At 61.0% G+C, this 23,924-nt stretch carries 29 protein-coding genes; 13 read left to right on the forward strand and 16 right to left on the reverse strand.

The features are described 5' to 3' along the window. Window positions 1-13: 13 nt before the first annotated feature. From ACR0AI_RS04825 to aqpZ, 6 genes are all read left to right on the forward strand, one after another. Window positions 14-475 carry a peroxiredoxin gene (locus tag ACR0AI_RS04825; RefSeq protein ID WP_480672008.1) on the forward strand — a complete coding sequence of 154 codons (462 nt, stop codon included), beginning with the start codon at window positions 14-16 and terminating at the stop codon, window positions 473-475. Window positions 476-562: 87 nt separating this feature from the next. Continuing rightward, the gene (locus tag ACR0AI_RS04830; protein ID WP_480672373.1) at window positions 563-1,381 is read left to right on the forward strand and encodes a ferritin-like domain-containing protein; all 819 of its coding nucleotides are present in this window, start codon (window positions 563-565) and stop codon (window positions 1,379-1,381) included. Between the two features lie 174 nt (window positions 1,382-1,555). After that, on the forward strand, window positions 1,556-2,887 hold the full coding sequence (locus tag ACR0AI_RS04835) for a DUF5930 domain-containing protein (RefSeq protein ID WP_480672010.1): 1,332 nt from the start codon (window positions 1,556-1,558) through the stop codon (window positions 2,885-2,887). Further along, window positions 2,877-3,377, forward strand: a complete 501-nt coding sequence (locus ACR0AI_RS04840) for a bactofilin family protein (protein ID WP_170374000.1) — start codon at window positions 2,877-2,879, stop codon at window positions 3,375-3,377. The genes ACR0AI_RS04835 and ACR0AI_RS04840 overlap by 11 nt, the downstream gene beginning before the upstream one ends. Before the next feature lie 119 nt (window positions 3,378-3,496). After that, window positions 3,497-4,318, forward strand: coding sequence for a M90 family metallopeptidase (locus tag ACR0AI_RS04845; RefSeq protein WP_480701268.1), 822 nt, complete (start codon window positions 3,497-3,499; stop codon window positions 4,316-4,318). A gap of 92 nt (window positions 4,319-4,410) precedes the next feature. Further along, window positions 4,411-5,097 carry an aquaporin Z gene (aqpZ, locus tag ACR0AI_RS04850; protein ID WP_480672014.1) on the forward strand — a complete coding sequence of 229 codons (687 nt, stop codon included), beginning with the start codon at window positions 4,411-4,413 and terminating at the stop codon, window positions 5,095-5,097. Between the two features lie 58 nt (window positions 5,098-5,155). On the opposite strand, the gene ACR0AI_RS04855 is transcribed toward aqpZ, so the two are convergent. After that, the gene (locus ACR0AI_RS04855) at window positions 5,156-5,710 is read right to left on the reverse strand and encodes a peptidylprolyl isomerase (RefSeq protein WP_170374003.1); all 555 of its coding nucleotides are present in this window, start codon (window positions 5,708-5,710) and stop codon (window positions 5,156-5,158) included. Continuing rightward, complete coding sequence (locus ACR0AI_RS04860) at window positions 5,703-6,209, reverse strand: peptidylprolyl isomerase (protein WP_170374004.1); 507 nt, start codon at window positions 6,207-6,209, stop codon at window positions 5,703-5,705. The genes ACR0AI_RS04855 and ACR0AI_RS04860 overlap by 8 nt, the downstream gene beginning before the upstream one ends. Window positions 6,210-6,341: 132 nt before the next feature. On the opposite strand from ACR0AI_RS04860, the gene ACR0AI_RS04865 reads away from it, so the two are divergent. The 7 genes from ACR0AI_RS04865 to ACR0AI_RS04895 all read left to right on the forward strand — a co-directional run bounded on the left by ACR0AI_RS04865 (window position 6,342) and on the right by ACR0AI_RS04895 (window position 12,453). Then, on the forward strand, window positions 6,342-7,532 hold the full coding sequence (locus ACR0AI_RS04865) for a phosphoglycerate kinase (protein WP_480672016.1): 1,191 nt from the start codon (window positions 6,342-6,344) through the stop codon (window positions 7,530-7,532). A 159-nt stretch (window positions 7,533-7,691) separates the two neighbouring features. Continuing rightward, on the forward strand, window positions 7,692-7,991 hold the full coding sequence (locus ACR0AI_RS04870) for a septum formation initiator family protein (RefSeq protein WP_170640755.1): 300 nt from the start codon (window positions 7,692-7,694) through the stop codon (window positions 7,989-7,991). A 129-nt stretch (window positions 7,992-8,120) separates the two neighbouring features. Then, window positions 8,121-9,110 carry a pyruvate dehydrogenase (acetyl-transferring) E1 component subunit alpha gene (gene pdhA, locus ACR0AI_RS04875; protein ID WP_170466225.1) on the forward strand — a complete coding sequence of 330 codons (990 nt, stop codon included), beginning with the start codon at window positions 8,121-8,123 and terminating at the stop codon, window positions 9,108-9,110. Window positions 9,111-9,125: 15 nt separating this feature from the next. After that, window positions 9,126-10,499: a pyruvate dehydrogenase complex E1 component subunit beta gene (locus ACR0AI_RS04880; protein ID WP_480672018.1), complete on the forward strand. Its 1,374-nt coding sequence runs from the start codon at window positions 9,126-9,128 to the stop codon at window positions 10,497-10,499. After that, window positions 10,499-10,759, forward strand: a complete 261-nt coding sequence (locus ACR0AI_RS04885; RefSeq protein WP_170374009.1) for a hypothetical protein — start codon at window positions 10,499-10,501, stop codon at window positions 10,757-10,759. Before ACR0AI_RS04880 ends, ACR0AI_RS04885 begins: the two co-directional genes overlap by 1 nt. A 1-nt stretch (window position 10,760) precedes the next feature. Next, window positions 10,761-12,065 (forward strand): pyruvate dehydrogenase complex dihydrolipoamide acetyltransferase, encoded by a 1,305-nt coding sequence (locus tag ACR0AI_RS04890; RefSeq protein WP_480672020.1) that lies wholly within the window; start codon window positions 10,761-10,763, stop codon window positions 12,063-12,065. A 148-nt stretch (window positions 12,066-12,213) separates the two neighbouring features. Continuing rightward, window positions 12,214-12,453 carry a hypothetical protein gene (locus ACR0AI_RS04895; RefSeq protein ID WP_480672022.1) on the forward strand — a complete coding sequence of 80 codons (240 nt, stop codon included), beginning with the start codon at window positions 12,214-12,216 and terminating at the stop codon, window positions 12,451-12,453. 3 nt (window positions 12,454-12,456) lie between these two features. On the opposite strand, the gene cysE is transcribed toward ACR0AI_RS04895, so the two are convergent. The 14 genes from cysE to ACR0AI_RS04965 form a co-directional block, all read right to left on the reverse strand. Beyond that, window positions 12,457-13,266 (reverse strand): serine O-acetyltransferase, encoded by an 810-nt coding sequence (cysE, locus tag ACR0AI_RS04900; RefSeq protein ID WP_170374012.1) that lies wholly within the window; start codon window positions 13,264-13,266, stop codon window positions 12,457-12,459. 131 nt (window positions 13,267-13,397) lie between these two features. After that, window positions 13,398-13,694: a DUF7742 family protein gene (locus ACR0AI_RS04905; protein ID WP_480672024.1), complete on the reverse strand. Its 297-nt coding sequence runs from the start codon at window positions 13,692-13,694 to the stop codon at window positions 13,398-13,400. 5 nt (window positions 13,695-13,699) lie between these two features. Further along, a complete protein-coding gene (locus ACR0AI_RS04910; protein ID WP_480672026.1) occupies window positions 13,700-17,641 on the reverse strand; it encodes a baseplate multidomain protein megatron in 3,942 nt (1,313 codons plus the stop codon). Beyond that, window positions 17,641-18,087 carry an NlpC/P60 family protein gene (locus tag ACR0AI_RS04915; RefSeq protein ID WP_480672028.1) on the reverse strand — a complete coding sequence of 149 codons (447 nt, stop codon included), beginning with the start codon at window positions 18,085-18,087 and terminating at the stop codon, window positions 17,641-17,643. Before ACR0AI_RS04915 ends, ACR0AI_RS04910 begins: the two co-directional genes overlap by 1 nt. Next, complete coding sequence (locus ACR0AI_RS04920; RefSeq protein ID WP_480672030.1) at window positions 18,084-18,971, reverse strand: DUF2163 domain-containing protein; 888 nt, start codon at window positions 18,969-18,971, stop codon at window positions 18,084-18,086. The genes ACR0AI_RS04915 and ACR0AI_RS04920 overlap by 4 nt, the downstream gene beginning before the upstream one ends. Next, window positions 18,971-19,603 carry a phage distal tail protein, Rcc01695 family gene (locus tag ACR0AI_RS04925; RefSeq protein WP_480672032.1) on the reverse strand — a complete coding sequence of 211 codons (633 nt, stop codon included), beginning with the start codon at window positions 19,601-19,603 and terminating at the stop codon, window positions 18,971-18,973. The genes ACR0AI_RS04920 and ACR0AI_RS04925 overlap by 1 nt, the downstream gene beginning before the upstream one ends. 12 nt (window positions 19,604-19,615) lie before the next feature. After that, on the reverse strand, window positions 19,616-20,278 hold the full coding sequence (locus tag ACR0AI_RS04930) for a phage tail tape measure protein (protein ID WP_480672034.1): 663 nt from the start codon (window positions 20,276-20,278) through the stop codon (window positions 19,616-19,618). Next, entirely contained in the window at window positions 20,265-20,474 is a 210-nt protein-coding gene (locus ACR0AI_RS04935) for a rcc01693 family protein (RefSeq protein ID WP_480672036.1), read from the reverse strand. The genes ACR0AI_RS04930 and ACR0AI_RS04935 overlap by 14 nt, the downstream gene beginning before the upstream one ends. After that, window positions 20,471-20,788: a gene transfer agent family protein gene (locus ACR0AI_RS04940; protein ID WP_480672038.1), complete on the reverse strand. Its 318-nt coding sequence runs from the start codon at window positions 20,786-20,788 to the stop codon at window positions 20,471-20,473. The genes ACR0AI_RS04935 and ACR0AI_RS04940 overlap by 4 nt, the downstream gene beginning before the upstream one ends. Beyond that, a complete protein-coding gene (locus ACR0AI_RS04945) occupies window positions 20,788-21,201 on the reverse strand; it encodes a phage major tail protein, TP901-1 family (RefSeq protein WP_480672040.1) in 414 nt (137 codons plus the stop codon). Before ACR0AI_RS04945 ends, ACR0AI_RS04940 begins: the two co-directional genes overlap by 1 nt. A 20-nt stretch (window positions 21,202-21,221) precedes the next feature. After that, window positions 21,222-21,635 (reverse strand): DUF3168 domain-containing protein, encoded by a 414-nt coding sequence (locus tag ACR0AI_RS04950; protein WP_480672042.1) that lies wholly within the window; start codon window positions 21,633-21,635, stop codon window positions 21,222-21,224. Next, window positions 21,632-21,970, reverse strand: a complete 339-nt coding sequence (locus ACR0AI_RS04955; protein ID WP_480672044.1) for a phage head closure protein — start codon at window positions 21,968-21,970, stop codon at window positions 21,632-21,634. Before ACR0AI_RS04955 ends, ACR0AI_RS04950 begins: the two co-directional genes overlap by 4 nt. Beyond that, window positions 21,967-22,566 carry a head-tail connector protein gene (locus tag ACR0AI_RS04960; protein ID WP_480672046.1) on the reverse strand — a complete coding sequence of 200 codons (600 nt, stop codon included), beginning with the start codon at window positions 22,564-22,566 and terminating at the stop codon, window positions 21,967-21,969. Before ACR0AI_RS04960 ends, ACR0AI_RS04955 begins: the two co-directional genes overlap by 4 nt. Window positions 22,567-22,737: 171 nt before the next feature. After that, window positions 22,738-23,916: a phage major capsid protein gene (locus tag ACR0AI_RS04965; protein WP_480672048.1), complete on the reverse strand. Its 1,179-nt coding sequence runs from the start codon at window positions 23,914-23,916 to the stop codon at window positions 22,738-22,740. Between the last annotated feature and the right edge of the window lie 8 nt (window positions 23,917-23,924).

Consider the following 23,924-nt stretch of genomic DNA (forward strand, 5'->3'; position numbering starts at 1 on the left):
AGCGGAGTTTCCAATGCCCGACGTTTCAGACATGGCCCCAGACTTCACCCTTCCCCGAGACGGCGGTGGTGAGGTATCCCTCGCGGATCTGCGCGGCAGTGCCGTCGTTTTATTCTTTTATCCACGCGATGATACGCCGGGCTGCACCAAGGAATCCATCGGTTTTTCGGAGCAGCTTCAGGACTTTGCCGATGCGGGTGCTCAGGTCTTCGGCATCTCGCGCGACAGCGTGGCCAAACATGACAAGTTCGTCGCCAAACACGACCTGACTACGCCTTTGCTGTCGGATGAAAACTCGACCGTCTGCGAAGATTACGGCGTCTGGGTCGAGAAAAACATGTATGGCCGCAAATCCATGGGCATCGAACGCTCGACCTTCCTGATCGACGCCGAGGGCCGCATCGCACAGGTCTGGCGCAAGGTCAAAGTGCCTGGCCACGTGGATGCAGTGCTTGAAGCCGTTAAGGCGATGTAGCCCCCCTCGACCTCGAGCGCCATCCGGTCTATCCCCAGCCTCGATACGACAAGGCGGAGCGTACCAGTGCCCCAAACACTGACCCAGATGGCAACCGAAGTTCTGACAACAGCGGACGGGCGGGAAAAAACCGCCCTGTCCAAACGCCATGCCGCCGCTTGGGTCGCGTCGCGCAAGGGCGAAGGTGACGCGATTGAAATCGGCACCGCCACCCCGCCTTTGACCCCTGCACGCCCTGAAAAGCCCGAGCTGCTCTCACCCCGCGAAGTGCCAAAGCGCAAACCGGGGTCCGAGGCCGGGCGGATCGCGCTTTTGCACGCCGTGGCACATATCGAACTGAATGCCGTGGATCTGCATTGGGACATCATTGCCCGCTTCGGTCATGTGCCCATGCCGATCGGTTTTTATGATGACTGGGTCAAATGCGCCGAGGAAGAATCGCGCCATTTTGAGATGGTCTGCGATTGTCTGGAACAGATGGGCAGCTTTTACGGCGCCCTGCCCGCCCACGCAGGCATGTGGCGCGCTGCCGAAGACACCGCCGAGGATTTGATGGGCCGCCTAGCCGTGGTTCCCATGGTTCTAGAGGCACGAGGGCTGGACGTCACACCCGGCATGATCGACATCTTTCGCAAGGCCAAGACCGAGCAAGCCATCGCTGCGCTTGAGGTGATCTATGCGGAAGAGGTCGGCCATGTCGCCTATGGTTCCAAATGGTTCCATTTTTTGTGCGGACGCGAAAACGCTGACCCCAAGGACGTCTTCCACCAATTGGTTCGGCGCTATTTCCACGGTGCCCTAAAACCCCCCTTTAACGAAGAGAAACGCGCCGAGGCAGGATTGCCGCCGGACTTCTACTGGCCGCTAACCGAGGATATGCCCGCGCCGGGTCAGGTCTCAGACTGAGGTTAAAGGTTAATTTCGGCAGGTTTTCGCCGATACGTAGGGGGAAAACTGCACCTTCGACGACAAATTGGTCAACAAACTTGCCCGAATGCTGAGACCCTATTAAGCATCCCGTCCAAGGGACGGCTATTGCACCACGACCGGTCCCGATCTTGGGGATGAGAGGTAAGACGCGTGAGAACACGTCTGGCAATTAAATTTCACTCGCTGCTCGAACGGCACTTCCCGGAACGCCGGGTTTTTCTGAAATCTGACAAAGACACACGGTACATCCGACTCAGCTCGGAAACGCAGATCGCTGCGGTGACCGGTGTGGCCGTCATGGTTGGCTGGACCGCCGTCGCCACTGCGATTCTGCTGATGGACAGCATCGGATCTGGCAACTTCCGCGAACAAGCCAAACGCGATCAGGCCACCTATCAAGAACGTCTCAACATCCTGTCCGCTGAGCGTGACGCCCGCGCTCAGGAAGCCTTGGCCGCACAGGACCGGTTCAACGCTGCACTGGCACAGGTCTCGGCGATGCAGTCCGAGCTTTTGGCCTCGGAAAACCGTCGGCGCGAGCTGGAGACCGGAATCGAAGTGATCCAGACGACCCTGCGCGCCACGATGAAGCAACGCGAAGAGGCCCGTGGCGAACTGGCGAAGCTGCAACAGGATGCGGATACAACGGACGCCTATGTCGTGGCCGCCTCGGCCCCGGCGCAGATGGAATTCATGACCGACGCGCTGGCTCGCACCGCGGAAGAGCGGGATCAGATTGCAGCTGACGCACGCGATGCGCTGGACCAGCGCGATGATCTGGAGCTGGAAATCCGACTGATGCAGGAACGCAGTGACGAGATTTTCCGCCAGTTGGAAGAGGCGATGGTGATCTCGGTCGAGCCTCTGGACAAGATGTTCCGTCAGGCGGGCATGCCCACGGACCGCATCATCGAAGAGGTGCGGCGCGGATATAGCGGTATGGGCGGTCCGCTGACCCCTTTATCCCTGAGCACCCGCGGCGAGGAGAGTGACATCTCCGCCGACGAGGTGCGCGCAAACCAGCTTCTACAACAAATGGATCAGTTGAACCTGTATCGTCTGGCGGCCGAAAAAGCGCCCTTTGCGAACCCGGTTCATTCCGCTGTGCGGTTCACCAGCGGCTACGGCTCCCGCCGCGACCCCAAAACGGGCGGACGTCGGATGCATAACGGCGTCGATTTCGCGGGTCCCCAAGGCACCGATATCTTTGCAACCGCAGATGGCGTGGTCACCCATGCCGGCTGGCAGTCGGGCTTTGGACGCCTTGTGAGGATCAAACACGCCTTCGGGATTGAGACACTTTATGCTCATAACACCAAGATCAACGTCAAGGTCGGCCAAAGGGTCTCGCGCGGGGATCATATTGCTGATATGGGTAGCACCGGACGGTCCACCGGCACGCATTTGCACTATGAGGTGCGCGTGAACGGAAAACCTGTAAACCCAATGACTTACATCAAGGCTGCGAGAAATGTTTTCTAAGAGCAAAATCAACGAGCCCGCATCCAAGGATTCTGAGGCGGCAAAACCTGCTGCTCCGGCGACTCCGGCGGCCCCTGCCCCTTCCGAACCCAAGGCCAGCACGGCGCCCAAGCCCAAACCGCCCGCGTCGGTCCTGTCTTCGGACCTGCACATCACCGGCAACATCAAGACAACCGGTGACATTCAGGTTGAAGGCACCGTCGAAGGCGACATCCGCGCACATCTTCTGACCATCGGCGAAACCGCGACCATCAAAGGCGAAGTCACTGCAGACGACGTTGTGGTCAACGGCCGCATCGTGGGTCGCGTGCGTGGCCTGAAGGTCCGCCTGACCTCGACCGCACGGGTAGAAGGCGACATCATCCACAAGACAATCGCCATCGAAAGCGGCGCGCATTTCGAAGGTTCGGTTCAGCGTCAGGACGACCCCCTGAACCCTGGCCGCGGCGCAAAACCGGGTGCCAACCCGGCTGCGGAAGTCAAACAGTAAAGCAAATCCAACCCGGATTTTCGAAACGCCGCAGGTCATCCTGCGGCGTTTTCGATTCAACTGTGGGCCTTGCTCTGATTCCAGTTCCAAGCTTGAACTGATCCAGATAAACTCCGCCCATGTGGATGTTTTTTGCTATTGTCGCAGCCGTCGCAGGCGCGTTTCTGTATTGGTCCTGGTCCAAGAAAAAGGCGCGTGCAGCACTTCTGGCCGAGCCGCTCAGCGAAGACGACCGGCGCATCATCGCGGCACAGGTCCCTATCCTCCAACGCGTCCCATCCGACCTACGTGAGAAATTGGATGGCAAGATCAACTTGTTTCTCGAGCAGGTGAGCTTTTACGGCTGCGACGGGCTGGAAGTCACCGATGAGATGCAATTGTCCATCGCCGCGCAAGCCTGCCTGCTCGTGGTGAACACCGACACCTGGTACGACAACCTGACAACCGTTCTGATCTATCCCAACGCGTTCAAGTCTCGGCAGAAAAGGCGCAGCGGCTATGTCGTAACCGAGAAGGAAATCATCCGAACCGGCGAAAGCTGGGATCGTGGGCCGGTGATCCTGTCATGGGCGCATAGCAAGCAGGGCGCGATGAATGACCATGACGGGCACAACGTGGTGTTCCACGAGTTTGCGCATCAGATCGACGACCTGTCGGGCGGCACCAACGGCATTCCGGTCCTTGCAAAGGGGCAGAGCTATGCCGAGTGGGAACATGTCTTCCTGACGGCCTATTCCGACCATGTCAAAGCAGTAGAGGCCGGGCATCGCACCGTCATCGATCCTTACGGAGCCGAGGGCCATGAGGAGTTCTTCGCCGTCTCGGTCGAGGTGTTTTTTGAGCGTCCTAACGCCCTGCAAAAGGCAGTGCCTCAGGTCTACGAACAGCTGTCCGCGCTGTTCAATCTCGATCCCGCAGCATGGGGTGAAGTGCATAACTGACTTGCAAACCGTGAAAATTCCCCCAAACGCTAGTTTCACAAATCACAGTTTTTGAATTACTCTGGTCCTCATTGATTTACGGAGGACTATTCATGTCATCAAAACTCACGGCCGAATTCTTCGGCACGTTCTGGCTGGTTCTGGGCGGCTGCGGCAGCGCAGTTCTGGCGGCAGGGGTCGCTGATGTTGGCATCGGATGGCTTGGTGTATCCTTCGCCTTCGGCCTGACCGTTTTGACCATGGCTTATACGGTGGGCCATATCTCGGGCGGGCATTTCAACCCCGCGGTCAGCCTCGGCCTGATGATCGGAGGGCGCTTCCCCGCCAAGGACCTGCTGCCTTATTGGGTCGCTCAGGTGCTGGGTGCAATTGCGGCAGCGGTGGTGCTGTACGTGATCGTCAGCGGCGCGCCCGGTTTTGAAGGCGTGGGCGGATTTGCCTCAAACGGATATGGCGAGGCGTCACCCGAAGGGTATTCCATGATGTCCGCGCTGGTGATCGAGATCGTGCTGACCGCCTTCTTTATCGTCATCATTCTGGGCGCCACCTCCAGCGGAGCGCCTGCGGGCTTTGCCCCGATTGCCATCGGTCTGGCCCTGACCCTGATCCACCTGATCTCGATCCCTGTCACCAACACGTCGGTCAACCCGGCACGGTCCACGGGCGTGGCCCTGTTTGCGGATGGCCCTGCCCTTGCACAACTTTGGCTGTTCTGGGTCGCCCCACTGATCGGGGGGGCTATCGGTGCGTTGATCTGGAAAGCAATGGGCGACGACTGATTTCAATCCCTAGCCCACAAGAAAACCCCGGCGCATGAACTTGCGCCGGGGTTTTTCGTTACTCGGTCACAGTGACCTTTTTCATCGCGTCGGGCTGGCCGACAACGGCGCCGTTCTGACCAGCACCGCGTTTGATCGCATCAACTACGTCCATCCCGTCCGTGACCTGACCGACAACGGTGTACTGGCCATCCAGAAACGGTCCCGGCTCGAACATGATGAAGAATTGCGAGTTCGCGCTGTTGGGGTTCTGAGACCGCGCCATGCCGACCACACCGCGATCAAAGGTGATGTCCGAGAACTCGGCCGGCAAGTCAGGACGGTCCGAGCCACCACGACCTGCATTGGCAGCGTTGAAGCTGCCCTTGGTCTGGTTGCCGAACTGAACATCTCCGGTCTGGGCCATGAACCCCTCGATCACGCGGTGGAAGACGACCCCGTCATACTCACCTGCGTTGGCGAGCGCGGTGATCTGCTCCACGTGCTTGGGTGCGACATCTTCGAACAGGTCAACGGTGATGGTGCCATTGGCCTCCCCCTCAACCTCGATCTGCAGCCCAGTGGCCAGCGCGGGGCTGGCCAGCAGGACAAAAGCGGCGGCGAGCTTATGCATCTGCCGCTACCTTGACGCTGATCATGCGGTCCGGGCTCGCAGGCGGCTCGCCCCGTACAATAGCGTCTACATGCTCCATCCCGTCGATCACGCGGCCATAGACCGTGTACTGACCATTCAGGAAGTGGTTATCTTTGAAGTTGATGAAAAACTGCGAGTTTGCCGAATCCGGGTTCTGCGAGCGCGCAGCGCCCAGAGTTCCACGGTCATGCGGCAGTTTCGAGAATTCCGCCGGAACGTTCGGCAGAGACGACCCGCCTGTGCCCGCCATGCGGATGTTGAATCCGTCTTCCATGTCGCCGTGCTGAACGTCGCCGGTCTGGGCCATGAAGCCGTCAATCACACGGTGGAAGGCCACGTTGTCATATTCGCCCCCACGGGCCAGCTCCTTCATCCGGGCGCTGTGCAGAGGCGCCACGTCGGGCAGCAGCTCAATGACGACATTGCCGTCTTTCAGCTCGATGATGATTGTGTTTTCGGGATCCTTGATCTCGGCCATCTGGCCCTCCTGTCGTTTGTCTTGCGCAAATACCTATGCGCCAAGCGCCTGAATGCCAAGTGACGCATTGACCTGAGGGCAAAATGCAGGAAAAGAACCGCCCAAAGGGTATCAAAACACGAGGATTGCGCGATGGGCTGGAAAACACTGGACGATATGGACCTGAACGGCAAACGCGTGCTGGTGCGCGTGGATATCAACGTGCCGGTCGTTGACGGTGTTGTGACCGACGCCACCCGTATTCAGCGCATTGTTCCCACGGTGCAGCACATTCTGGCATCCGGTGGCAAGCCCATCCTGCTGGCCCACTTCGGTCGTCCCGGCGGTGAACGCCGTGAAAGCCTGTCGCTGAACCAACTTGTCCCGACCTTGGAGTCTGCTTTCGGCGCGAAGGTCCTGTTCGCCGCCGATTGCGTGGGCACTGAGGCGGAACTGGCCGCAGACGCCTTACAGCCCGGTCAGGTGCTGCTGCTGGAAAACACCCGTTTCCACGCGGCTGAAACCGAGAACGATCCCGATCTGGCCGCTGGCATGGCGCGTCTCGGCGATGTCTACTGCAATGACGCGTTCTCGGCCGCGCACCGCGCCCACAGCTCGACCGAGGCGCTGGCCCGTTTGCTGCCCGCCTGCGCCGGTCGCTTGATGCAGGCCGAGCTTGAGGCGCTGGAGGGCGCTTTGGGCGCACCAAAACGCCCTGTGACAGCCGTTGTTGGCGGTGCGAAAGTGTCGACCAAGCTGGAGCTGTTGGGCAACCTGATCGACAAGGTCGACTATCTGGTCATCGGCGGCGGCATGGCGAACACGTTCCTTGTCGCCAAGGACGTTGATGTCGGAAAATCGCTGGCCGAAACCGCGATGAAAGACACCGCCGCAGAGATTCTGGCCAAGGCCGAAACATCCGGTTGCAGCATCGTGTTGCCATTTGATGTGGTAGTCGCCGAGAAATTCGAAGCAAACGCCCCGCATCAGGTCCTGCCCGCCGATCAATGCCCCGAAGACAGTATGATCCTGGACGCAGGCCCTGAAAGCGTCGCCGCCATCACCGAGATCTTCAGTAAAAGCCAGACCCTGATCTGGAACGGCCCGCTCGGCGCGTTCGAGTTGGAGCCTTTTGACGCCGCCACCAACGCCGCCGCCCTGAAAGCCGCTGCGCTGACACGCGCGGGTCAGTTGATCTCGGTCGCAGGTGGCGGGGATACCGTTGCCGCGCTGAATGCATCGGGCGCGGCCAAGGACTTCTCGTATATCTCGACCGCAGGCGGAGCCTTCCTGGAATGGATGGAAGGCAAGACCCTGCCCGGCGTCGCAGCACTGGAGCAATGATCATCGCGGCGCTCAAAACCGGGCCGCGAGACAATCTGACTCAACCGCACAATTTTTGCGAATCAGGGGATTCACATCCCGAATCACCTGTGACATAGTGCAATCAGAGGCCCACAAAGGGCCCGTTATTGAGGCAGACTTCATACGGCGGTCAACAGAGTGTCCCGTTCCCATCGGCCCGGTTTGGGCGCAGTTTTTTTCTTCTCGGTGGCTTTTATGCTGGGTGTATATTTCACCTTCGCCGCCGTCCAGGGAGACTATGGCCTGTTCCGACGGGTCGAGATTTCGGCGGAACGGGACGCCCTGTCACGCGACCTCGCGGCGCTCAAATCTGAGATTTCCGAGATGGAAAACCTCACCCGTCGCCTCTCGGACAATTACCTTGATCTCGACCTGCTGGATCAACAGGCCCGATCCGTACTGGGCATGATCCGCGCGGATGAAATCGTCATCCGCTAACCCCCTTCTCCCCCTGCATGAATTGCGCAAAGCTACGCTGCGTCATATTTACGCTCGCCAGATCGCAAGAAATGCTCTAAAAGATAGTTTAACGCTAAACTATCTGTCCGAAAGGGGGAGATCGCCACAATGGCTGCGCGAAAAACCACAAAGAAACCAAACGTTTCTGCGGAAGAGCTGAAAACCTACTACCGCGAGATGCTGTTGATCCGTCGATTCGAAGAAAAGGCGGGGCAACTTTACGGTATGGGTCTGATTGGTGGTTTCTGCCACCTCTACATCGGACAGGAGGCGGTTGTTGTCGGCCTTGAGGCTGCAGCAAAAGAAGGCGACAAACGCATCACATCTTATCGCGACCACGGCCACATGCTGGCCTGCGGAATGGATCCGGGCGGCGTGATGGCCGAACTGACCGGGCGTGAGGGCGGCCTGTCCAAGGGCAAAGGCGGCTCGATGCATATGTTCTCGAAAGAGAAGCATTTCTACGGCGGCCACGGCATTGTTGGCGCTCAGGTCCCGCTAGGCGCGGGTCTGGCCTTTGCAGACAAGTATAAGGAAAACGGCGGCGTGACGTTCACCTATTTTGGTGACGGTGCTGCGAACCAGGGTCAGGTCTACGAGACGTTCAACATGGCCGCCCTCTGGGATCTGCCAGTCGTCTTCGTAATTGAGAACAACCAATATGCGATGGGCACAGCACAAGCGCGCTCGACTTCTTCGGCGGATATCTACCACCGCGGTCAGGCTTTCGGGATCCCGGGCGAAATGGTCAACGGCATGGATGTTCTGGCCGTCAAAGCCGCAGGCGAGAAAGCCGTCGCCCACTGCCGCGCAGGCAAAGGCCCCTACATCCTTGAGGTCAAGACCTACCGCTATCGTGGTCACTCGATGTCCGACCCGGCCAAGTACCGCACCCGCGAAGAAGTTCAGAAGGTCCGCGAGCAAAGCGACCCGATCGAACATGTGCGCGAGCTGCTGCTGACCGGCAAACATGCGACCGAGGATGACCTGAAGGCGATCGACAAAGAAATCAAAGAAGTCGTGAACCAAGCCGCCGAATTCTCGAAAGAAAGCCCCGAGCCTTCCGTCGAAGAGCTTTGGACTGACATTTACGCCTGAGAGGACGAATAAGACATGGCAACCGAAATTCTCATGCCCGCCCTTTCGCCCACAATGGAAGAGGGCACGTTGGCCAAATGGCTGGTCAAGGAAGGCGACACCGTATCTTCCGGCGACATCATGGCCGAGATCGAAACCGACAAGGCCACGATGGAGTTTGAGGCCGTTGACGAAGGTATCGTCGGCAAAATCCTGATCAGCGAGGGCACCGAAGGGGTCAAGGTCAACACCCCCATCGCGATCCTTGTGGAAGAAGGCGAAGACGCCTCCGCCCTGCCCGCGGCTGCCCCCGCAGCCGCAACGGTGACCGAGGCCGCCCCTGCGGCGATTGAGGCCCCCGCTCCTGCAGCTGCCGCCCCGGCCGCTCCGGTTGTGGACCTGTCGCCCGATTGGCCAGCCGACGCGGAAATGAAAACCGAGACCGTCCGTGAAGCGCTTCGCGACGCGATGGCGGAAGAAATGCGCGGCGACGAAGATGTCTATCTAATGGGCGAAGAAGTCGCCGAATATCAGGGCGCCTATAAAATCAGCCAAGGTCTGCTGGACGAATTCGGCCCCAAACGCGTGATCGATACCCCGATCACCGAGCATGGCTTTGCAGGTATCGCGGTTGGTTCAGCCTTCGGTGGCCTGAAACCCATCGTCGAATTCATGACCTTCAATTTCGCCATGCAGGCGATCGACCAGATCATCAACTCCGCCGCCAAAACGCTCTATATGTCCGGCGGTCAGATGGGCTGCCCCATTGTGTTCCGTGGCCCCAACGGTGCCGCCGCCCGCGTGGCCGCGCAGCACTCTCAGGATTACGCCGCATGGTACATGCAGATCCCTGGTTTGAAAGTCGTGATGCCATACTCGGCCGCCGACGCAAAAGGCTTGCTGAAATCGGCGATCCGCGACCCCAACCCGGTGATCTTCCTGGAAAACGAAATCCTCTACGGACGCACATTCGACGTGCCGCAAGTGGATGACCTGTCCATTCCTCTGGGCAAGGCTCGTATCTGGCGCGAAGGCTCAGACGTGACCATTGTAAGCTTCGGCATCGGTATGCAATATGCCCTCGAAGCCGCCGATAAACTGGCCGAAGAGGGCATCAGCGCGGAGGTCATCGACCTGCGCACCATCCGTCCGATGGACACTGGCGCGATCATCAACTCGGTGATGAAGACCAACCGTCTCGTGACTGTGGAAGAAGGTTGGCCACAAGGATCGGTCGGTAGCTACATCAGCTCGGTCGTGATGCAGGAAGCGTTCGACTATCTCGACGCGCCGGTCATCAACTGCACAGGCAAGGATGTTCCGATGCCTTATGCAGCGAACCTCGAAAAGCTGGCCCTGATCACCACGGATGAGGTGATCGCTGCCGTCAAACAGGTGACCTACCGATAATGGAGATCAGGGGCCGCGATCCAGCAACCGAATGCTACCGTGTCGAGATTGACATCGACAACCGCATCGTACGGGCGCTTGTGCCCGAGCGACTGGCGGCGGATATGCGTTTGATCGGTGCACGCCCCTCTCATCAGACCGCATACGTCTGGATGGCTGAAAACAAAGAGAAAATCGAGGCTGCGATTGCGACGCTCGCACGCGGCACCGGGCGCCCCAAGGCGCCCTTTGACCAAATTACTCTGATTGAGGAGCGCTGAAATGCCCACCGAAATCCTAATGCCCGCCCTGTCTCCGACCATGGAAGAAGGCACCCTTGCCAAATGGCTGGTCAAAGAGGGCGACACCGTCTCCTCCGGCGACCTGCTGGCCGAGATCGAAACCGACAAGGCCACGATGGAGTTCGAGGCTGTCGACGAAGGCACCATCGGCAAGATCCTGATCCCGGAAGGCTCCGAAGGGGTTAAGGTCAACACAGCCATCGCAGTTCTGCTGGAAGATGGCGAAAGTGCCGATGATATTGGCACAGCACCGGCCGCGGCCCCAGCGGCTGCACCTGCGGCCGCCGCGAGTAACGAGGTCGCCGCGCCAGCGGCATCAGAGGCGCCCTCCCCTGCCCCGGCATCGCCTGCCAAAGCCGATGGTGGTCGTATCTTCGCCTCACCGCTGGCCCGTCGCATCGCGGCGCAAAAGGGCCTCGATCTGGCACAAATCACCGGCTCCGGCCCGCATGGTCGCATCGTCAAAGCGGATGTGGAAAGCGCAACCGCAGCACCAGCAGCAGCCGCTCCTGCGCCTGCCGCAGCAGCCGCGCCCGCAGCGGCGGCACCGGCTGGCCCATCGGCAGATGCAGTAGCCAAGATGTACGAAACTCGCGACTACGAGGAAATCAAGCTCGACGGCATGCGCAAGACCATTGCCGCGCGCCTGTCCGAAGCCAAGCAGACCATCCCGCATTTCTACCTGCGCCGCGATATCAAACTGGACGCGCTCCTTAAGTTCCGCAGCCAGTTGAACAAGCAGTTGGAAGGCCGTGGCGTAAAGCTCAGCGTCAATGACTTCATCATCAAAGCTGTCGCCAACGCGCTGCAGCAGGTTCCCGAGTGCAACGCCGTCTGGGCGGGCGACCGGGTGCTACAGCTGAAACCGTCGGACGTGGCCGTTGCGGTCGCTATTGAAGGCGGTCTGTTCACTCCGGTCCTTCAGGATGCCGACACCAAGTCTCTGTCGGCGCTGTCGACCGAGATGAAGGACCTTGCCGGGCGCGCGCGCGAACGCAAGCTGGCTCCGCATGAATATCAGGGCGGCACCTTTGCGGTCTCGAACCTCGGCATGTTCGGCATCGACAATTTCGACGCCATCGTGAACCCACCGCATGCAGGTATTCTTGCAGTCGGCACTGGCCTGAAGAAGCCAGTTGTCGGCGACGACGGCGAGCTGACAGTCGCCACAGTGATGTCCGTCACGATGTCGGTGGATCACCGGGTCATCGACGGCGCGCTTGGGGCACAGTTGCTGCAAGCCATCGTCGAAAACCTGGAAAATCCGATGGTCATGCTGGCCTGAAAAAACTCTACTCGCCGGGGTCCGACCTCGGCGGGTGCTCTCACGATCACGACCACGATGTGAGCATGCGTGATAGCCCCAAAGGTTGCTTCCGCAACTTCGCTCTCCCACCTTTGAACCAGACGGTTTTGAAAACCAAAGGTGGCCCATGCGCTTTTTTAATTTACCCAAGATATTGCTTGTCGTTGCCGCGTCCGCAACTGCGGCTGACACGGCGCTGGCAAAACCCAACAGTTATCCGGGCGAAAACTCCAGGTTCAAATCCAGTGATCCAGCCGTCATCGCCCAGCAAAAGGCTGAGCGCCAGCAACGCATCGACGAGCGTAAGGAACGCAGGGAACAAAGACGGCAGGAGCGGTTGAACAGAAAGAACAACCGCTCAAACTGAGGTTTACTGGTCCTTGCCCAGCATGTGGTCCATCGAGATCGAGGGCTGATCGCACCCCGCCTCGCCCACGATCTTGGCCGGGATGCCGGCAACTGTCTTGCAGGCGGGAACCTCTTGTAGCACCACCGATCCGGCGGCGATCCGGCTGCAATGGCCGACCTCAATGTTGCCAAGAACCTTGGCCCCGGCACCGATCAGAACTCCATCACCGATCTTTGGGTGGCGCTGCTCTTCTTCCTTGCCGGTCCCACCCAACGTCACAGAATGCAGCATCGAGACATTGTCACCAACCACAGCAGTCTCACCAATCACGATGGAATGGGCGTGGTCGATCATGATCCCTTTGCCGATCCTGGCGGCGGGGTGAATGTCGATGCCGAAAATCTCAGACGACCGCATCTGGAAGAAATAGGCCAGATCATGCCGTCCCTTGCGCCACAACCAATGGGCCACGCGATAGGCCTGCATTGCCTGATAACCTTTGAAATAAAGGATTGGCTGCAGCAGGCGGTGGCAGGCCGGGTCGCGTTCGTAAACGGCCATCAGGTCGGCGCGCGCGGCCTCAATCAAGCTTGGGTCGTCGGCGTAGGCCTCGTCCACGATCTCACGCAGGACCATCATCGACATCTCGTTCGAACACAGCTTGGCCGCCACTCGATACGACAATGCCCGCTCAAGACTGCGGTGATGCAGAATACAGGCATGCACCAGCCCGCCCATCAGGGGCTCTTGCTCAACGGCGGTATGGGCCTCGGTCGTGATCCGGTTCCAGACCGGGTCGACGGGGGTCACGTGGCTGCGCTTTTCAAACATGGCTTTGATCCTTTGCTGCGCCTAGCATGCCATTTAGTGGCAAAAACGCCAAACGCAAACCCGTGATCTGTAACTTAACCAAAATGAATGTGTTCCGAGAGGGGTATTGCGCCTCTTGGTAATGTAGACAGTCAGCCCAAAGCGCGCCGGGTCTGATGCCGTATCAACTGACGCAAAACCATTTCAAAACACTGGCAATAGGTCGGATCGTCAAAGTCCGGTTCATCCGCCAGCACCCGAGTGCGGGCGGCTGTCATCAATGATCCATTGCCATAGACGGGATGCATCCGCCCAGTGCGCTGGACATGGCGGTCGGCCAGTTCGGCCTCTGCCACCATCTTGATACAGAGTTTTCGGCGGCTGCGCTCCGGCACGGCCAACAAGGCACGTGCCGCGGCGCTGACATCTCCGTGGAGGACGGGGCGCATAAGTCCTACGCGACCTGAATGCGCGCCGCCGGACCGGCGCCGTATATGGCCGAGATTTGCGCGATCTCGACCGCATACCCACCTGTCAAACCACCGGCGGACTTCGCGGCTGCGGTATAGGCCCAGCGCGGCTCGGCCACGATTTCTTCGCGGACTAAGGCACCGTTGGCCCGGACACGGATGAGGTAGGACTCGCTTTCCTCGCCCAGTGGGACATCCAGACCCGCCCAGTCATCCCCTTCGATCCGCGTGCGCCTGATCCAACTGAACGCATCCTCATCCGACTTGGTCTGCACAGACACATGCACCGGCGCATAGGGGCGCAAGCCGTTCCCGTCGAAAGCCTCAACCATATACTCGTAGGATGGGTCGTCATACCCGCGCGAGGCCGGGCCGATCCGAAAGTGCCGGGCCACGCGCCGTTCGCTTGGCAACAGGCTGGTCTGCGCAACGCGTTCGTCCAGCAGGACGAAAGTTGATCCTTCGGGCCAGACGTCGGGCATCAGGGCGTCCGTTCCCAGCTGACCACGCAGACGGCCGGACAGGGCATAGACGCCCGGCTCTTGCAGAGCGGCGTCAGAAAACTGAAACACCTCCCAATTGCCCGGTGTTCCGTCACCGATGGCCGCCAGATTCGCCCCGTTCAGCAGGGATGTACGCGGACGGGATTCCAGAATGCCATCAATCAGCTTGACCCGCAGAGGCGCGCCCTCATCCCAGATCCCGGCAGAGGCGCGATGCAGCGGCGTTTCCGTAAAGCCCATCACCGCCTGGTCCGAAATGACGTCGCGCAGCGCATAGTCCTCATCCCTGGCAGAAGCGTGTACCGCGACACTACCGGGCCAAGGATCGGCCGATACGGCCAGATAGGGCGCGTGCGGAGCCTCTGTCCCCGTCAACAGCGGCAGGTCCATGAACACCGGCACGACGGGTACAGGGGCGACGAAGGGCCGGATCGCGACCGGGTCATCCTGCAATCCGTTGGCCGTGTAGACGCCACGTTCGATCCGCACCGCCTCGGCCAGTTGCAGGTCGGCTTTCTCCAACCGGTCGATACGGTAGAGCGCACTGCCATCCTGTTCAGACAGGCGCACCACGTCTCCGGCGCCCAGATGCAACATGGACGGGGGCAAGGCAAACCGGGCGGTGTCACGGGACACACGCGCCTCGCTGAGCCAGCGTTCGGCGGTCTGGCGACCCTCGGCACGGGTCATGGACAGGGGCATCTCATTGACCGCAACCGAATGGGTCTGCGCGTCGGGCAGAACGGCCTCTTCCGCGACCAGATCATGATCGGCATCCGATTGAACAAAGCGCAGGCGAACACGTCCGGTCATCTCGGCCTCGGCCTCACGGCGGTATTCCACGGTGCCGTCGAGATCGGAGCTGACAGCCAGATGATCCGGGTCCAGCGCCACAGCGCCAAAGCCATCACGTGTCTGGAACCGCAGGACACCGTCCCGTTCGATCGCGTCAAACCCATAGCGCAACATCAACGGTTGCAACGCCGAACGTGCGTCCGAGACGTCCTCGACCGCGTAGCCCCGGACCACGCCATAGAGCTGCGAGACGTCAATGTCCGTGACCCCTGCCCCATGGCAGATCTCGGTCACCACCGAGGCCAGCGTGCGCGCGCCGGATCGACCGTTCAGCCAATGCCCTCGGGCATAGTTTTCGCCGTCGTCCCATTGGCTTCGCAGGTTCGGAAAGGTGGGATAAGGGCGCGCGTCCCAGGCCCAGACATAGGCGTTGGAGAGGTCCAGCATCGGGCCGTCATAGATCTCGGATATCGGGTTGTTCTGCGGCTCGGACCAGTAGCCCAGCGTTGCCGTCAGATATTGCACTTGAATGAAGTCATCCCTGAGGCCGTTGGAATGTGGCGGCAGGCTCGATTCAGAAGATTTGGGGTCGAGGAACTTATTCGGCTGGTTGGTACCTTTGTCCACGGCAGCGCAGCCGAGTTCGGTGAACCAGATCGGCTTGGACCCCGGCACCCAATCGGTCGGATCATTCTGGCGCACGCCATCAATCCGTTCGTGATGCCAGTTCGACCACCAGTTGCGCAGGTCCTTGTAGCGCCAGATCCAGGGCTCATCATGGGTGCTGTCTTCGATCGGAGTGCGAATCTGCGCCTCGGCCTCCTCGGGCGAGGCGTAATACCAGTCATAGCCTTCGCCACCTTCGACATTGGCGCGCAGGTAGTCCAGATTGTAAATCGACCCGGCATCGGCATCCTGATGGTCTTCTCCATCGCGCCAATCGGACAGAGGCATGTAGTTGTCGATACCGACGAAGTCGATATTGTCATCCGCCCAAAGAGGATCGAGGTGAAAGAACCTGTCTCCTTTCCCCGCGGGTTGATAGCCGAAATATTCGCTCCAATCCGCTGCATAGCCGATCTTGGTATCCGGCCCGAGAATTTGCCGAACGTCCGCAGCTAACTGGCGCAGCTGCTCGACGGCAGGAAAGCCGTTTTCTCCGCGAATTTGCGTCAGGCCGCGCATTTCCGAACTGATACAAAAGGAACTTACGCCACCTGCAATCTGGCAGAGGGTGGCATAGTGCAGGATAAAGCGCCGCAGCCCCCATTCGTCCGGACCAGAATAAGTCACCTGCCCCGCGCTGATGCCAAAATCGCTGAGCTGAGCCGCCCCGAAAAACGCGGCGACTTGCGCGTCGGCGGCAGCTGTCTGGTTCGGCGACCCGTCGCGCCCCGGAGCCACGTCTAGCGTGATCCGCCCGCGCCACGGCAGATGCGGTTGCTCTTCATCCGACCAGGGATCGGGCAAGCCGTTCTGCTGCAATTGATCCATCAGGATGAACGGGTAGAACATCACATCCTTGCCGGTCTCCTTCAGATGCTGGATCGCCTGCACAACCGCACCATCCGCCGGCGTGCCACCGTAGACAGGCCGGTCATCCTGATGCTGGACCACCTCGGCCGTATGGCGCCGCAAGCCCGACACGACCCACGGCATGTTCACACCATCTATGTCATCCCGCACCACCTTGGGCGTGATCTGACAGTCTCCGCAGCGCAGGTCATTCCCGAACCACGACACGATCAGGGATGCCGCCTCACAGCCCGGCAGCTCACGCGCCAGCGCTTTGGTCGAGGTGACCAGATCCGCCTCGCCTGAGGCCGAGTTTACATTGGCCGCCCAACTGCGCCCGCGTCCTTGCGAATAGTTCACCTGAGTGCTGGCCAGCGCATATTCACCAGTGCCCGGCATCAGGGCCACGCCCTTGACGATCTGGCCCAGCGCGGACACATGATCCGGCATTTCCGGCTGTGTGGGGCGCACCACTTCGAACGAGAACTGAGGCACCCGGTTGCCAAAGGACGCCAGTTGGAAATCTTCGATCACCACATAGGCCGTACCGCGATAGGCCGGGACATTGCCGGTGCCTTCGACGGCTTCGATCAAGGGATCGGGGAGTTGATCCCGCGTCCCGTGATAGACACGGATATTCAGGCTCGCGCGCTCCTGCTCCTCGCCATCGGCCCAGACGCGCGTGACATCGGCGATCTCGCCCGCGCCAACCGCAATCGCAAGAGAGATCGAGTAGCTGTAGGTCGTTGTCGTCACCTTGGGCGGTTTCGGTGAGCCCTTGCCGCCCCCGCCCGAGGATTGCGTGCTTGTGGATCGGGTCTCCAGAAAGTCCGAGGCCCAGATCACCTGACCGCCCACGCGCATACGGCCAAAGACCGTGGCCACGGGGGCGCCCTCGGCTGTTTCGGTCAGGCGGAAACGGTCCATGCGGCCGGTCTCGACCACTTCGCTGCCGCTGCCCATGACCGATTGGCTCATCATGCGTTGGTCGATCACGCGGCCCAGCGTGGCCCCGACCGCTCGACCGACAATGGCGGTGGACAGACCGGCCACCGTACCGCCGATCGAGCCGCCCAGCGCAGCCCCTGCTGCGGAAAGAAGAATAGTAGCCATCAGCGACCCTCCAACGGGAATTCAAAACAGGCGACCACCCGGCGGCGCCAGGGGTCGCTTAGGGCGTTTTCGACAACGCCATGTCCGGAATAGGCATGGATGAAGCGCGGCACCTCGCCGATGCTGCTGACAATGCCCAGATGTTTTGCAACGCCGCTGTCCCGCATCCGGAACAGCAGCACATCTCCGGCGACCATTTCGGCTGAGGGCTTTTCGCTCAGGTGCCTGCGCGCAGCTGCCCACATGCGTTCTTCACCCTGCGGTTCGGACCAGTCCATACTGTAGACGGGAACCGCCTCGGGTTCGTGCCCGATCACCTCGCGCCACACGCCGCGCAGCAGGCCCAGACAATCCGTCCCCGCCCCGCGAACCGAGGCCTGATGCACATAGGGCGTGCCCAGCCACGCGCGTGCGGTGTCCACGATCTCTTGCTTGCATTTCGTCATCGTCTGCTACCGCCTGTATTCGCGTTGCCTTTCTTGGGCACAGCCATCACCCAGTCTTCGCCCGGAAGATCCGGAAAGCCCTGAAAGTTCAGAAAATTGTTGAATTTCAACCGACAGGTCTCCATCCGCTTGTCGCAGCCAGCGGTCAGGCGCACCCGGTCTCCAACGGCCAATCCACCCCCGATGCTGGCCCAAAGGGTGATCTCGCGCCCGTCTTCCGTCCGACGGTCCTGCTTGATCGACCCCCAAAGCCCATTTGCCGAGCCCGAGGTCACATCCAACCGTCCCCGTTCAAACCAGGCTTCGTCGGAGGAGGTCCCACCACGCAGCCGCAACGACGTTCCACCGTCAAAACCGGAGATCTCAGCCTCGACCTGATAGCCGGGCTGGCTTACGGCAAATCGGCACGCGGAATCCCCCAAGACGGCTGTGCAGGGCTTTTGATAGATCCGTCCCAGCGGGCGGTTCAGCAGATCGGTCAGCCCGCGCAGCTCTGCGTGAAAGGCTCCACCCGCTCGGCGCAATTCACCAATCGAGCCGCGAAACTGCAGCACACGCTGCTCGGGCGCAGCCCAATTGACCAGCCAGGCGCGCACCTCGGCCCCGTCGAAGCGACCGGCCTCAATATCATCCTCACGGACCGAGGCATCGGACAGCGCGCCCATCGCCTCGGAATTGTCGATCGACAGCCCGGTGGCCTGTTCGATGGCGGCTGCGGTCAGGCCGGTGCTGGCCCGAAAGGTCAGCCCGTCGAACCGCAGCTCCATATCATGATCAGTGAAACCAAAGACCTGACCATCCTTGCGGGTGATCGCCCAGCAGCGGCAGACCGTGGTCAGACCGCTTTGCAGATGGGCCTGCAATGCCTGAGTATCCCCGCTCATCAGACGCGCACCTCGACCACGGGAACATTTGGCACATCCCCGGCCTGAAAGCTGGCCACGCTGGTCTGGATCTTGTCGGTGTCGAAACGCACCGGCACGTCAAACTCGAACCCCGCCGTGATCTCGACTTGCTCGGGCGGAGGGGCCACGAATGTGACCACCCCACGGGCCAGATCAACCTCATAGTCGACACCTTCGCGCATGGCATCCTGATCCAGACCCAAACGCACCGTACCGAGGACGGGTTTGGTGATCGGTCGCACATAGCTGACCCCGCCCGAGCTGTAAGTTTTCACCAGCTGGAACTCGGTGCGTTCTCCGTCGCCGCGCGCGATAACCTGATCGCCGTGATCGACCTCGGCCGTGGCCGAGCCGGACTTATAGTCCGACCAGTCCTTCCATCGGAACCCGTACATCTGGCCCTGACGTGCCTCGAAGAATGATATCATTGTTTCGATGTCATCAAGCGACCGCATTCCCAGCCCGGCGTCATAGCGCCTGCGCGAATGCGCCCAGGGCGTGTTGCGTTCTTCAAACCCGTTGGCCAGCGTCACGATATCCGTGCGCCTCTCGGGTCCACCGACCGAGCCGAAGCTCAGGCTGGCGGGAAATCTCACCTCGTGGAAATTCATCTTCTGCTCCCCTTATCTATTGCGATTGCCGCGACCCAAGGCGCGGCTCATCTGCGCCGCGATCTGGCCTTGCGACCGGCGGAACGCCTGCACATCGGGCGTGGAGATATTCATCACCACATTCACGGCACGCCCGCCGCCCTGCGTCCGGACGCCTAGCTTTCCGTCCGCGCCGCGCGCTAGAGGCATGATCGCCTCGGGCCCTGCCTCACCCATCAGTCCAGTGCCGCCCCGCATCGGAAACATCGTCGGGCTGCTGACCACGCCGCCATTGGCAAAAGGCATCACCCGGCCCTGGCTGAAGCTGTCGCCATCAGCAAAGGGCAGAATGCCCTGCACCAGACTGCCAACCCCATTGGCCAGCATGCCGCCAAAATGATCCGTCACCGGCTTGATCGCCGCCGAATACGCCGTGCGGATCATCGAGTTCTTCAGCACATCCAGCGCATCCGACAGGTTCATCCCGTCCAGCACCACGCCGTCAAACGCCTTGCGCAAACCACCGGACAGGCCCCGTTCCAAAGTGGCAACGTCCTTACCAGTCTCTTCAAAGGCGGCCCTGACCCGCTGCAAGTGACCATCAAACGCTGCTGCCATACTCGCTGCGTCACCCAGCGCACCGCCCAGCGCCTCGCCCCGTTCCTGCAGGTCGTCAAAACCTTCACGATCCGTCATCACGCTCTCCTTTTTCCTTGTCCGGATGGGCCGACAGCAAAGCGTCGAGTCCCTTCCGGTTCATCGCAGGCATCCCCGCGACCTGCCCCAGCATCAGCCGCAACTCGGCCGGGGTCAGACGCCAGAACTGATCTGGCGTCAGCCGCAGGCCGAGGATCCCGGACCGCATCAGCGCGGGCCAGTCGAACCCGCTCACTGCTCCGGCACCATGAAGGCGCGGGCCAGCAATTCGGCCGCCGCTTTGGCGCCCGCCATCGGTCCACCAGCGATTTCGGCATGCAGCAGGTCATCGCGTGTGACCGCCGCGCCGCCGCCGCGTAGACCCGCTACCAACAGCGCCAGCACGTCGCCGCTGGAATACGCACCGCCTTCGAACCGCTGCACCAATTCGACCAGAGACCCGGCCCCCAGTTCCTGTTCCAATTCCGCCAAGGCACCCAATGTCAGCTTGAGCACCCGCTGCTCCCCATCGATGGTCAAAGCCACCTCGCCCGTCCACGGATTGGCCATCAGAGCGCCGTGAAGCTCAGCGCACCGGCGCTTGCCATGCTCATCTCATAGGTCGCCTCACCGTTATGCGAGCCCGCATATTCGATGCTGCTGACCTGAAACGGGCCTTCGACGATGCCGAAATCAGGGATGATCACCTGAAAACTGGGTGTCTCGCCGTCAAAGAACAGCTGACGCGCCCGTTCATCCGTGCCTTCGTCCTTGAACACCCCCGAGCCCGAGATCGAGGCCGACTTGACCCCCGCCCCTGACAGTAGCTCGCGCCACCCGCCCTGACTTTCCAGGCTGGTAACATCGACGCTTTCCGCGTTGAAACTGATCCGCGTGGCGCGCAGGCCCGCGATGGTCTCAAAAAGGCCCGTGCCGTTCATATCCACTTTGACCAACAGGTCTTTTCCGTTCTGGGCAGCCATATGCTCTCTCCGTTGATTGCTTAGTCGTCTTCCACGCGAGCGCGGAATCTCAGATCGATCTGGCGGATCGCACCGCCAGTTCCCGTGCGTCGGGCGCTGGCCCGTTCGAACCACAGCCCCACCAGATGGCCCCGGTCCAAACTCAGCGCGGCACCTTCCAGCGCGTCACAAACCGCACCGGCCAGCGTCTTGGCCGCGCCAAAGCCTGCTGCCTCGGACACCACCGAGACCGTGAAGCGATGCACAGCCCCCGCGTTTGCGCGGTCCGAGGCCTCTCGCACCTCTTCCGGGCCCAAAGTCACGTAGGTTTGCGGCATGGTCCCCGCAGGTACCGCGTCATAGATCGCCCCACTCGACAGCGTGCTGACCTGTGCATCGCTTGACAGCTGTTGAAACACCGCCGCCTGTAAAGCGGCTGAAACGCCGTAGCTCATGCCGCCACCTCTTCATCTGCAAAACAGGTCAGGTACTGGCCCCGCGGGTCCCGCTCGGCCACAGCGCGGATCACGAACCGGCGGGCCCCTTCGCGGAACCGCTGGTCCGGAGCGGGCCGCATGCTCGACCCTTCAGGCGCGCCCCGCACAACGATCCGGTAGCCAACGCGCGAAACCGAAGCCCCACCGACCGCCCGCTCAGCTCCGTTGCGCGCCGTCACCTCGGCCCAGAGCGAGCCCAAAGCGGCCCAGGTTTCGGTATAGCCCCCAGCGCCGTCAGCGCTGCGAACCGGTGCCTCCAGCTCCAGCTTGCGGTTCAGTCGAGGCGCGTTCATTGCATCACCCCAGCGCCGAAGCGCACCGTGCGATAGCGTTGAATCAGGCTGGTCACACCGAAGGGCATGCACCCAGCGCCCAAGGCTGTTTCGTCGCGATATTCGTAGTAATGCGCCGCCAACAGCAGCACCGCCTGTCCCAGATCGGCAGGCAATCCGCCCCAATCTGCGGCCATGCCCGCTGTGAAGGCGATCTTTACCGATCCGCCGGTCTGGATTTTCGGCAAACAAGACCCCGCCGGCCGCACCCGAGGGCGCTGCGCATCCCGCTCCAACCGGTACGTCGCACTGTCTGCCGCGGTCTCAGCGCCCAGCGCATCCGTCAGCGTCACAGCACCAACTGAAACCACCGGGGCCACCGGCAGAGTTTCGCTTTCCGGATCGCGCCAGCCGTTCAGGCTCCACGAAAACTCGCGCTCGATCAGCACCTTGCCAGTGCGCGCCTCGATCGCTGCAATCGCTGCACGCAGAAAACCGGTCAGAACCTCATCCTGCGTATCACCCTCGGCGAACCCCGTGCCCAGCCGCAGATGCGCCTTGAACTGATCCACCGGCAGCGCCGCATCCGCGATGGCGGTTTCTTCGATCAACATCATCCATTCACTCCGCAATCTCGGACCCCTCCGGGGCCGTATCCTTGAAAATGACGGGCACGCGCCGCCCCACGTTGCTCGGACGGAGGGGAGCAGCTAGACAACGCGGGGGATCTCACCCCGGCCCGCGCCCGCCGCCCGAAGGGCCCTAAGGCCCCCCGGATTCAGCCCGCTTTAGGCGGTGCCGAATTTCACGAGCTTGATCGCAGCAAAGTCGCTTACGTCGCCGCCAACGCGCTTGGTCGCGTAGAACAGGACATGCGGCTTGGCGCTGAACGGATCGCGCAACACGCGCAGATCGGGACGTTCGGCAATGGTGTAACCTGCCTGGAAATCGCCAAAGGCAATCGAGAAGCTGTCGGTCGCCGCATCCGGCATATCCTCGGCAATCAGCACCGGATAGCCCATCAGACGCGCAGGTTCACCCGCGGCCAGACCATCCGACCACAGGAAGCGGCCGTCGCTGTCCTTCAACTTGCGGATCAGACCAGCAGTTTTCGAGTTCATCACGAAGGTGCCGTTCACGCGGTACTGCGCGCCTAGCGCATAGACAACATCCACGATCGCGTCCGCATCGACGCCACCCGCCGTGCCGGTCGCAACGTAGCCCAGATTGCCCCAGGCCCAGACATCGTTATCGACAGCCGGGTGGTCCAGAATACCCTTGGGCTTGTCCGCCCCGTCACCACCGATAAACGCAGCCGCCTCGGCGCGGGCGAATTTGTCGGCGATACGGCCAGCCAGCCAGCCCTCGACATCAAAGGCACTGTCATCCAGCAGACGTTGCGAGGCCTTGGGCAATGCGCTCAGCTCGTGCAGCGGGATCGAGATGCGGTCGATGGACGGCGTCGCGGTCTCGGTCGTCGCCGAGGCCTCGTCGGCCCAACCCGCGCCCACATCGGTATGGTCGATCAAAACGTCGAACGAGTTCGCCTCGACATTCACCACCGACGCAATCGAGCGGATCGAAGCGGTCGAGTTCAGGACCGATTTGATCGTCTCGGCGGTCTGCGGATCAACCAGATAGCCGCCATCGCTGTTCACCGCACTCGACAGCGATTTGGCTTCGATTTCAAGCCCGCGCAGCCCGTCATCCTCGCCCGAACGCACATAGGCGTCAAAGGCCTTCTGATGTGGTGCGCCGTCCTCGATCGAGGCCGCAAGATGCGGGCGCGCCGCGATGGTTGATTTACGATCCAGCATAGTCAGTCGCTCTTCTGTCTGTTGTAGTTGGGTTTTAACTTCAGCCTTGAGGCCCTTGAATTCATTCACAAAGCCAGCCATCGCCTGCTTCACCTCCTGAACCAGGGGCGCACCCTCTCCGGTCAAGGCCGGGGTTTCGGTCTTGCTCATCAGCACTT

The sequence above is a fragment of the Ruegeria sp. BG3 genome (genome assembly GCF_056538485.1).